Origin of the sequence: Micromonospora sp. NPDC047670 (genome assembly GCF_043204915.1) — a bacterium.
Lineage (GTDB): Bacteria > Actinomycetota > Actinomycetes > Mycobacteriales > Micromonosporaceae > Micromonospora.
Genome location: NZ_JBIDDA010000005.1, coordinates 14,209 through 24,637, shown reverse-complemented (window position 1 = coordinate 24,637; position 10,429 = coordinate 14,209). Strand labels below are relative to the sequence as shown.

5 protein-coding genes are annotated in these 10,429 nt (G+C 75.1%); all 5 read right to left on the bottom strand.

The window, feature by feature from the left end:
• Position 1: 1 nt before the first annotated feature.
• The 5 genes from ACGF7U_RS13910 to ACGF7U_RS13890 all read right to left on the bottom strand — a co-directional run bounded on the left by ACGF7U_RS13910 (position 2) and on the right by ACGF7U_RS13890 (position 10,401).
• Positions 2-3,562 (bottom strand): DUF6603 domain-containing protein, encoded by a 3,561-nt coding sequence (locus tag ACGF7U_RS13910; protein WP_393106314.1) that lies wholly within the window; start codon positions 3,560-3,562, stop codon positions 2-4.
• A 55-nt stretch (positions 3,563-3,617) separates the two neighbouring features.
• On the bottom strand, positions 3,618-7,982 hold the full coding sequence (locus ACGF7U_RS13905; RefSeq protein ID WP_393106312.1) for a peptidoglycan-binding protein: 4,365 nt from the start codon (positions 7,980-7,982) through the stop codon (positions 3,618-3,620).
• A 714-nt stretch (positions 7,983-8,696) separates the two neighbouring features.
• Positions 8,697-9,221 (bottom strand): DUF421 domain-containing protein, encoded by a 525-nt coding sequence (locus tag ACGF7U_RS13900; protein WP_393106309.1) that lies wholly within the window; start codon positions 9,219-9,221, stop codon positions 8,697-8,699.
• Between the two features lie 225 nt (positions 9,222-9,446).
• Positions 9,447-9,722, bottom strand: coding sequence for a hypothetical protein (locus tag ACGF7U_RS13895; protein ID WP_393106307.1), 276 nt, complete (start codon positions 9,720-9,722; stop codon positions 9,447-9,449).
• A gap of 88 nt (positions 9,723-9,810) precedes the next feature.
• Complete coding sequence (locus tag ACGF7U_RS13890; RefSeq protein ID WP_393106305.1) at positions 9,811-10,401, bottom strand: hypothetical protein; 591 nt, start codon at positions 10,399-10,401, stop codon at positions 9,811-9,813.
• Positions 10,402-10,429: the final 28 nt, after the last annotated feature.

Here is a 10,429-nt window from a genome sequence, read left to right as displayed (position 1 = left end):
GTCAGCAGACCTCCAGCTCGACGGGCGTGATCCTCGGTTTGGGCACCCGGACGCGGGGGCGGCGCGGCGCGGCCGGCGCGGCGTCCGCGCGCCGCTGCGCCGGCACGCGGGCGGCGCGGGCGGGCGGCGCGGCGGCGGCCAGGTCCGGGGTGGGGCCGGTGAAACGGGCGCGGCGGCCCGCGTACGCGGCCGGGGCGGTGGCGGCGAAGCGGGCCAGCAGGTCGCCGCCGGGGGCGGCCAGCCGCGCCGTGGCCGGCTGGGCGGGCAGGGGCCGGCCGGCGGCGTCGGGGTCGTCGATGATGATCCGGTCGTACGCGGCGTCGCCGGCCAGCTCGGCGAAGGTGGTCAGGTCGGCCGGCGGCAGGGTGGTGCCCTCCGGCAGCGCGACGGTACGCCCGGCGGCGAGCCGCACGAAGCCGGGCGTGGTGAGCTGCTCGACGGGGGACAGGTCGCGGAACTGCCCGGGCGCGAAGTCGTCCTCCACCGTGTCGCCGAGGCTGCCGGCCAGGGCGTCGTCACCGGTGCCGACGCGCACCCCGGTCAGCGTGAACCGGTTCGGTCCGCTGATCCGGGACGTCCCGATGCGTTGCAGGTCGGTGTCCAGCGGCAGCACGTTCTCCCGCACCGACAGGTGCGCGCCGGGTTGCAGCAGCATCGGCCCGGTCCAGCCGGTCAGGTCGCGCAGGGTCACCGGCTCGCCGGCGCCGATGGCGGGCCGGACCTCCCACGCCTGCGGGGTGGACAGCGCCTCCCGCAGCATGCCGGCCGCGTTGAGGTAGGTGAGTTCGTGGGGATTTGTGGTGTCCCCGTCGGTCCAGGTGAACTTGGCCGACGCCTCCCAGAACAGGAACTTGATCCGGGCCTCGCCCCAGGCCCGCCACGGGTGCGGGCCGGAGATGCCGATCTTCAGGTTCACCGCCAGCAGTTCCGTGCCGCGGAACTTCAATGACACGGTGGCGCCCAACTCGGCGGTGAACCAGAACGGCTTGAACTGGAACATCACGTCGAGCCAGGCGCGGCCCTCGATGAGGAACCCGCCGCCCTCGAACTTCAGGGTCAGCGCGGCGCCGAACTGGGCGGTGTTGGTGGTGACCGCGAGGTACGCCTCCAGGTTGATGCCCTTGGCGTTCTTGCGCAGCTGGATGGAGAACCGCTTCATCGTCGGCGGGAAGCCGGGCGGGGGTGTGTAGCGGGGGTGGAAGCCGCCGATCGAGATGGCGAAGGTGCTGCCGGAGCCCCAGCGGGCCCGCAGCGCCATCTCGCCGGAGACCGGCCGGCCGAACAGTTTCGAGTCGATCAGCGCGGCGTCGAGGGTGATCTCGCGGCTGGCGAAGTCGACCATGCCGAAGGAGTCCAGCCGGAACTTGCCGGCGGTCTTGAAGTCGATGACCAGCTTGCCGGCCAGCAGGACACGCACCGGGTCGGGGAACTCGACGAGCACGCCCAGGTCGGCGACGACCTGCCCGTTGAGGAAGTTCAGCCGCACCATCGCGCCGAGCACGGTGCCGGTGGTGTCGACCGGGAAGAGCCGGCTGAGGGTGGCGATGACGGCGGGCGCGTTGCCGAGAGGGTCCTGCGGGAACAACAGCGTGTCGAGGGTGCCGGCGCGGGCGGCGTTGCGGAACTCCTCCGGGTTGGTGCGCCGGTTGTGCCCGACGACCAGACCCAGGCCGGTGATGGAGATGCCCCAGAACAGCATCAGGCCGGGGAACCACTCGTACGTGCCGGCGAGCAGCAGGGAGAAGGTGTGCCCGCCGTCGGCCTCGGTGAGCCGGGTGCCGTCCGGGTTGCGGGTGTTGACGATGGCGGTGGCCTGGATCCGGAAACCCTTGATCGGGGTGAACGGCGCGTTCGAGGTCAGGCCGAGCTGCAGGGCGCCGGCGTACATGCCGCGGGGTTCGTCGACGAACAGGTACCCGCCGCCGGAGACGAAGCCGTTCTCCATCCGCAGCGCGATCCCGTCGGGGGCCTTGAAGCCGGGCTCCAGGTTCGCCACGCCGAGGTTGCCGCCCCGGGCGGCGTCGGCGCCGCCGGCCGGCAGCGCCGGCGGGAAGGTGAGGTCGGCGCGGACGCCGATGTTCTGCACGGTGACGTGCAGCGGCCCCAGGGTGGCCCGCACGGTGGTGGTGATCAGCAGGCCGACCGCGCGGGACCCGGTGGAGGCCGCCAGCGCGATCCGCAGCCCCTCGACGCCGATGCCGTGCCAGGACAGGTGCACCGGGAACTCGGCGGTCAGCGCGGCGGCCCCGGCCAGGTGCAGGCCGGTCCGCATCGACCAGGCGGCGCCGAGGTCGAAGCCGAGCCGCAGTCCGTCGGCGGGCAGCAGCTTGCCCAGCAGCCCGTCGCCGTCGCCGGCCCGGACGACCAGTTCGGCGCGGCCGGCCCGCACGCCCAGCTCGACGTCGTCGCGGCCGGCGCCGAGGCTGGCGCGGCCGGTGACGACGAGCTGCCCGACGGCGAGGTGGGTGCCCTGCGGCGCGCCGATGATCCAGCCGGGTTCGCCGGCGGGCGCGATCCGGGCGATCTCGGCGGCCCACCTCACCGCCGACGCGGCGTCGCTGAACGTGACCCCGTCGGCGTTGACGGCGATGGCGGGGCCGGCGCCGCTGAGGTCGGTGGCGACGTTCCACGCGCCGATCGCCCCCTGCAGGTGTGCCTCGCCGGTTGGCGCGAGGATCACCGTGAGCCGGCCGTCCCAGCTCGCCAGGCCCAGGGTGACGCCGAGGTCGAAGGTGGGCTGCCACGGCGCGCTCCCGGTGGGTGGCGGCTCGCCGCCGGGGGTGCGCAGCCCGCTGAACCGCAGCCGCAGCAGGCTGTCGGCCAGCCGCCGACCCACCTCGCCCTGGTCGGGGCCGACGTCGGGGCGTACGCCCTGGTCGGCGTCGACACCGAGGGACCGCAGCGCCCGGGCCAGCCGCGGCAGCAGCCGGGCGGACAGCTCGGCGACGCCCTCCGGGGTGTCCCAGCCGGCCGGCGCGTAGTGGGCGCGGAAGTAGGCGGCGGGGTCGGCGACGAGGTCGACGAGGCGCTCCAGGTGCAGCTCGTCGCGGCGGCGGGGCAACCGGATCGGGGCGTCGCCCGGCGGCATCGGCGCGCTGGGCGCCGCCTCGGCGGCGGGGGTGACGAGGCCGAGCAGGTCCAGCACGGGCAGCGTCCACGGCGCCCGGCGCAGCAGGTAGGTCAGCACCAGCAGGTCGAGCAGGTCGTCGGCGAGCTCCTCGGGCAGGCCGGCCACGTCCGGCAGCTGCAACTGCAGCGTCGGGGGCAACGCGCCGATCTTGCCGACCGCGTCACCGGCGGCCTTGCCGAGCTTCTGCACCGCCGCCAGGCTGTCGAACCGGGCCTCGGACGTCGCGGCCGTCAGCGCGTCCAGCGCCGGCTCGATGGTCTTGACCCAGTCCTCGAAGCGGGCGGCGTCGAACCCGCTGACCGCCTCCAGGTCCCAGCCCAGGGCGCGCAGCAGCCGGGCCCGCCGCCACGGGTCGTACGCGCCCAGCACCGGCTCGGCCAGCAGCCGGATCTCGTTCCACAGCAGTGCCAGCGCGTTCTTGGCGTCGCTCATCGTCCATCCCGTCCCTCGTGTCGGCGCCGGCGGCCCGCCGTCGGTGCTGTGCTGGTCACGCGGTCACCCTCGGCAGGCCGTCGAGGTCCAGCCGCAGCGATCCCCGGGCCGCCGACAGGCCCCGGTCGGCGGCGGGCAGCGCGTCGAGCGGCAGCGTGTAGTGCCGTCCCGTGGGCCAGGCCGGCCAGGTGGCGAGCCGGGTGAGCGCGGTGGCGACCTCGGTGTCGCCGGCGACGACCTGGCCGATGGCGGTGATCAGCGCGGTCTCGTGCGCGTCGGTCCAGCCGGTGGGCGGCCCGCCGAAGTCGGCTCCCAGCTCCCGGGCCTTGGTCAGCACCAGGTGCAGCTGCGTGGCGGCGCGCGCCCGGCCGCGGAACTCCGGCTTCTCGGCGGTGGAGGCCGGCGGGCCGACCGCGACGAGCTGGTGCGCCCGGTGCTGCTGCCAGCAGGCGAGCAGCGCCACCGCCCGCTCGGAGGTGAACACGTCGCCGACGCGGGCCCGCCGTGGGTTGCCGTCCGCGCCGGGCACGTTCGCCACGGTGGCGGCGGCCTCCGGGTCGGGGGAGTCCCAGTCGGTGGCGAGCAGGTCGTGCAGCCGCTGCCGGGCGAACGTCCACGTGCCGCGGCGCACGCCGTCGTGGCCGCGCAGCGCCAGCGCGTAGCGGTGCATCCAGTGCCAGGAGCGCAGCCCCAGCAGCTCCAGCGTGGTGCTGATGCCCTCGCGGGCGGCGCCGGCCGCGTCGCTGCGCGCCGGGCGGGCCCGCAGCACCCGCAGGTCGGCGGCGAGCAGCCCGCCGCCGTCGCGTCCCCACCCGGGGACGGCGGCGACCCCGGCGTGCCCGCCCAGCGCGTCGTAGGCGTCCCGGTCGGTGGCGCGCAGGAACGCCAGGTATGCCCACATCTCGCCCGGCTCGGAGCGCAGGTCCAGGTGGGTGGGCACGCCCGTCGGCGCGGGCAGCGGCCCGTGGGCCCGCCAGCCGAACGGGCCGAACCGGATCACCGCCGGGTCGTCGGCGGCGACCGCGTCGAGGTAGCCGCCGGCGGCGTCCGGCACCCGGTTCTCGGCGACGGCCCGCAGCACCTTGAAGGTGGACAGCTGCCGGGCGGCGCGGGTGCCGGCGTCCCCGCCGGCGCCGATCGTCGCGACGAGCGCGGCCAGCGACGGGCCGGTGCCGTGTCCCTGCGGGCGGGGCAGCACCGCCTCGGGCAGCAGCTCCGACTCGGCGTCGAGGACCGGTCCGCTCCACTCGGCCGCGGGTGGGTGCGCCCGGTAGGCGCCCAGCCGGATCAGCTCCGGGTGTCCCTCGGGGGCGCGGCCCGCGCCGGTCGGCCGGCCGGTGACCACCCGCGAGTAGACCCGCCGGTCGGCGGCGGTGACCTCGTCGAAGTTCCACACGTTCGGCTTGTCCAGCCGTTGCGGGGCGTCGCCGGCCACCTGCCACGCCTCGACCACGACGGGGCTGCGCCACCGCTTGTCCAGCCACCGCTTGATCGCGACCTGGGTGGCGAGGTCGGCCATCCCGCTGACCGGGCCCAGGTACCGCTCGGCCTCCGGCACGTCCACCGGTTGCAGCCGGTCGGAGTAGCGGGGGGCGGTGGCGCCGGCCGGCTCGACCGCCGCCCGTTCGCGGCGGGCGTACGTCTGGAACTCCAGCACCGCCCAGTAGGTGACCATGCCGTACGCCCCGTCGACCGCGTCCGGCGCCAGGAACCCCAACGTCGCCAGGTCCTGCTGCAGCCGGCGTACCCACTGGTCGGTGACCAGCGACGCGGGCCGCTCGGCACCGTCGTAGCGGGCCTTCGTCGTCGCCGTGGCGTCCCGGTCGTCCGCGCGCAGCACCCAGCCCCCGTACGGCCCGGTGACGGTCAGCGAGCAGCCGTAGGACAGGTCGACGGTGAACGTGGTCAGCGCGGCCGCCCGGTTCTCGCTGGGCAGGTGCCACCACAGTCGCTGCGTCGCCGACTTGCACTCCCCGTCCCGCCAGTCGAACGTGATCTCGCCGAGGTTGTTGTGGCCGACGATCTCCTTGCCGTTGCCCCAGGAGCCCTTGTAGCCGTCCAGGTTCCGGGCCGCCGCCAGGTACTGCGCGAGCGCCGCTGCGCGCGGCAGGCCGGCCGGGTCCACCACCGGCTCCGGCGTGCCGTCGCGGTGCGCCTGCGGGTCCGCCTCGTCGTGGCGGACGAACTGCACGTGCACGTTCCACTCCGGCGGTCGGGTCAGCAGCTTCAACCCGTCGACGTCGCCGACGGCGGGCCGCCCAGACACCCACCAGCCGGTCACGTCGTCGGCGGCCAGGGTCACCTGCACGCCGGCCTGCGTCCGCTGGCCCTCCTTGCCGGGCAGCTCGTTGGCCCACCCGACCAGGTCGATGCGCCCGGTGCCGTCGAGCAGCGGCACGTACCCCAGGTCGTGCAGGACGCGGGTCTCGTCGTTCTCGTTGCGCAAGCCGCTGGAGACGAAGCCGGCCAGCACCCCCTCGGTGCGGTTGACCCCCTCGAACGGCTTCGCGAGGTCGGGTCCGCAGGCGTACGGCAGGGTCGCGGAGTAGCGGATCCGTTCGGCGGAGCCGAAGTGGATGTCGCCGCCGAGCATCACGACCCGGCGGCGCCGGACGCCGTCGGCGCCGGGCGGCGCGGCGGCGAAGAGCCGGCCGAGGAACTTGTGCAGCGCCGCGTCGCTGGCCACCCACGCGTCCTCCAGCGCGGAGTCGTAGCGGCCGGCGAACGCCCTCGCGACGGGCTGCGCGAGCTGCTCCAGGACGGGCACGCCGAACAGGGCGACCGGTTGGGCGACGACGGTGACCGCGTCGTCGCCGAGCACGTTGCCGGCGATCATGTCGTTGAGCGGCTGGTCGTCGTGGAGCAGGCCGCCCGGGTTGCCCGCCCCGGCCGGGTACTGCCGCCAGGTGCGGGTGTCCAGGCCGAGCAGCTGGTAGCGCGGCCAGGTGACGCTCCAGTGGTAGGTCAGCGCGCCCGCCGGCCGGGCGAGCCGGCCCTGGGCGGTGACCGCCGTGGGCATCCCGAGGCGGCTCCGCAGCGCCACGTCGTCGGCGTCGTTCGGGGCGGCCAGCCAGCCGCGCAGCGCGGCCAGCGCCGCCCGACCCGGCTCCCCGGCGGCACCCGTCTCGGCGAACCGGTCCGGGGTGTTGCCCCACGCCTGGAACACGGCGAACGCGGCCATCCCGTTGCGCACCACCCGCCGCCCGAGCGGGGCGTTCACCACGGCGTCGGTCACCCAGGCGCTGGTCATGTTCCAGTCGTCGGTGACCTCGTGGTCGTCGGCCACCATGTACGTCGGCACGTTCGCCAGCTGCCGGCGCACCGCCGGCAGGCCGAGCCGGAACCCCCGCACGGCGATGGCCTGCCGCTGCCACCGCTGGAACCGCTCGACGATTTCCTTCTGCTGCGTGGTGGGGGTGTACTCCCGCCCGGCCAGCAGCTGGTCGTAGACCGTCGCGCCGGGCTCGTGGCCCTGCGGGTCCTTCAGGATCCGGGTGTCCGCCGGCAGCACGTGCTCGAACCGCGGGAAGTGCGCCGGCCACAGCACGTCCGACCAGACCAGCAGGTACATGCACAGGTACTCGCGCAGCGACATCAGGTGGCTGTCCGCCTCGCCGGAGGTGAACTTCGCGTCCCGGGCCATCGCCGCGGCGCGCCTGCCCGGCGTGTACATCGCGTCCGTCGGCGGGGCCGTCGTGCCGACCGGCAGCACCTCCGCGGCCAGCCCCAGCCGCGCGGCCAGCCCGACGTACGCGGGCACCGCCGGGTCGTCGCCGTTCGGCGGCAGCGCGTCGTGGCCGTGGATCAACGCGAGCAGCGGGTCGGCGACGTCGTCGGCGTAGATCTGGTCACCGCCGAGCACCAGCTGGTGCGGGCGCAGGTTCGGATCGCCCACGGAGGCGGCGATGACGGGGTCCACCGCGGGGAAGGCGTCGACGCCCTCGCCGTGCGGCTTGCGGCACGACCCGTGGAAGATCCGCAGCCGGTTCGGGTCGCCCGGCGGGGTGGCGAAGGTCGGGAACGCGGGCACGGCGGCCGGCGCCTGCGGGTGTCCCACGTACGTCAACGCCGCCCGCGCGGCCGTCGCGTCGAGGCCCACCACGCCGGGGTCGAACAGGCTGCCGGCCGTCGAACCGCCGGAGAATGCCAGGTCGTAGCCGTAGAGCGTGCCTGGTTGCAGGGTGACGCCGCTCGCGGTGACCGCGACGACGTGCAGCCGGTCGCCGAGGCGCACCGTCGCACGGCTGGCGGCGCCGACCGTGGCGCCGCGCGTGAATCCGGGAGCCGCGCCCACCGCGAACACGCTCAGCGTCACCGTGCACTCCGCGCGCAGCGCGACGAACACGGTGACGCTGGTCGGGTCCACGCGGCGTACGACGGGACCGCAGAGGACCAGTGGCAGATCGGACGGAGCCGTCATCGCACATCCCTTCGCCCGGGGCCGAGCGACGGGACGGTGGAAGTCGCGCGGTGTCTACGACGATTGAAGTCGCCGGGCCCCGCCGCGCCTACCGCGCAACGGAGCGGAAGATCCACCCCGGCGTTCGACAACCATCGGGTCGACGACGGGTGGGGCGGGCCGACCGGGCGGCCCGGCTGTCCACTCAGGCCGATCCGCTGACGGAGACCCGACGCCGGCTTGCTCCCGGGCGCGACGGCGCGGTAACGCCGGCCGCGCCGGGCCGGGTGCGCATCTGGTCGCATACCTTCCCCTCCCCGTGTGGACGCCACCGCGCGCGTCGATGCCGGCACGAGGTCGCGGATCCGGATGTCGGGTGACCGGCCGCGTCCACGCGGCACGGCGTGAGCGCGTGGCCGGGCCGAAGGCGTTGCGGCGCAACGGTTCCGGCGGGCCCGCCGATCACCTCGCCGCAGAGTCTGTCGGCCCGGGGTGTACCAGCGACAGGGTCCGCTGTCCCGGGCGGCCGGGACACGGGGGCCGGATCTTTCGGCCGTCCGCACGACAACCGCCGCCCGTTGAGCGGAGACGGCGCCGGGTACCTCGGTCGGACCGACGCGCGGGGTCGCGGACGCGCCCGGGCGGCAGGCGATCGCCGCCGGCGTGGCCCGACGTGCCCCGGCACCCCCGCGACTGTCGTCCCACCTGCGTGCGGACCGGGCCGGGGACGACCCGTCAGGCGGCCCCGCGCCGGCCGGGCTTCTTGTGCGGCTGGTCGCCGCCGCGGGTGATGACGCTGAACTGCCCGTCGGACTCCATCCGCACCTCGCGTACGTCGGCGAGGTCGGCGACGCCCTGCTCGCGGAGCTGACCGAGCAGTTCCTCCTCGGTGACCAGCTCGCGGCGCATGTTGCGGCGCAGGATCCGCCCGTCGCGCACCAGCATCAGCGGGCGCGGGTGGATGATCCGGGCGGCGGCGGGCCAGCGGTACGCCACGGCGTCGAGCAGGTACGACCAACCGATGATCACCGAGACCAGGATGATCCCGTCGGTGACGGAGGTGTAGTCGTCCGCCATGCCGTTCTGTGCGGCGTCGGCGATCAACACGATGACCAGCAGGTCGGTGACGCCGGTGGTGCCGCTCTCCCGCTTGAGCAGGACCCGCAGGAGGAGGAACAGCGCCAGGTAGATGACGCTGCCCCGGACGACGATCTCCAGCAGCGGCGTGTCCGGGGTGAATACCTTCTGCCAGTCGGCCACGGCGGCGGTTACCCGCGGCGTGACCGGTCCAGTCGTCCCGGTTCGCCCGGCAACTCGCGGTCGCCGACGGCCGGCGGTGGGTGTCGATCCGTCAGGCGGCCCGGCGGGCGGTGCGGACGGGCACGCGGGCCCCCGTCGCCGTCGATGCCTGCCGCGGTGGCGCACGGCGGTGACGGGTCCGCCCGCGGCACGGGTGAATTGGCCCGGACGTCGGCCGGGGTGGCGTCAGTCGCGGCGCTCCTCGTCCGGCGTGATCGTCGCGCGCTGCTCCAGGACGTCGGCGGGGTTGGCGTCCGCGGGCAGGGTCGGCGGTGAGCCGTCCCGCTCGCCGGGGACCTCCGCGCCCTGCTCCGCGACGTCGGCCTCGGTGGCCTCCGTGGGCAGACGCGTCGGTGCCGGCTCCGCGTCGGGGTCGTCGTCGACTGTCTGCCGCTGTTCCACCGCGTCCGCCTCGGGCGGCTCGCGCAGCGGATCGCCGGACTCGTCCCACCGTCGCGTCATCGTCACTCCATCCCGCTCGACCCGGGCCGCCGCTCGGACACCCACCCGTTCCGATGGCGCCTACCCGCTCGCCTCTCGCCCACACCCGTCAGTCGGGCAGGATCCGACGCAGCACCCCCTTCGTCGTGGCGGCGGTGCGGTAGGACTGCACGAGGTACGAGCCGAGGGCGATGTTGGCGCCCGCGAGGACGGGCACGGCGTACTGGGTGAGCCGCTGTCGGCGCTGCCACATGGCGATCTGGGCGGGGGTGTTCGGGGTGGGTATGGTGGCGTCCTTGACCTCCACCCGGTCGCCGCGTTGCTGCGCCTCCTCGGCCAACATTCCGATCCGGCTGCCGCAATAGGCGGCGTAGGCGGTCGCCGCCGCCCCCAGCACCGCCGTGCCGGCCTTCAGCGCTCCGACGGAGGCGAAGCCTTTCTGCAGCGCCATCCGGCGGCCGCCCACCCGGGTCAGCTGGAGCCCGGCGAGCAGGGTCGCGCCGATGCCGAGCCACTGGACGGGACCGAACCGGCCCCAGGCGGACTCGGCGACCCGGATCCGGTCGATGCCCTGGGCCAGGTCGCTGCCGGACTTGTTCACCCCGGCGACGCCCATGACCGTGCCCCCGAACCAGAGCGCGGACCCGATGTCGTGGACCGCCTGCGCGAGGGCGTGGTTGTCGGTCGCGGTCATCTGCATGAGCTGTCTCCTCGGATAGGCCGTACCC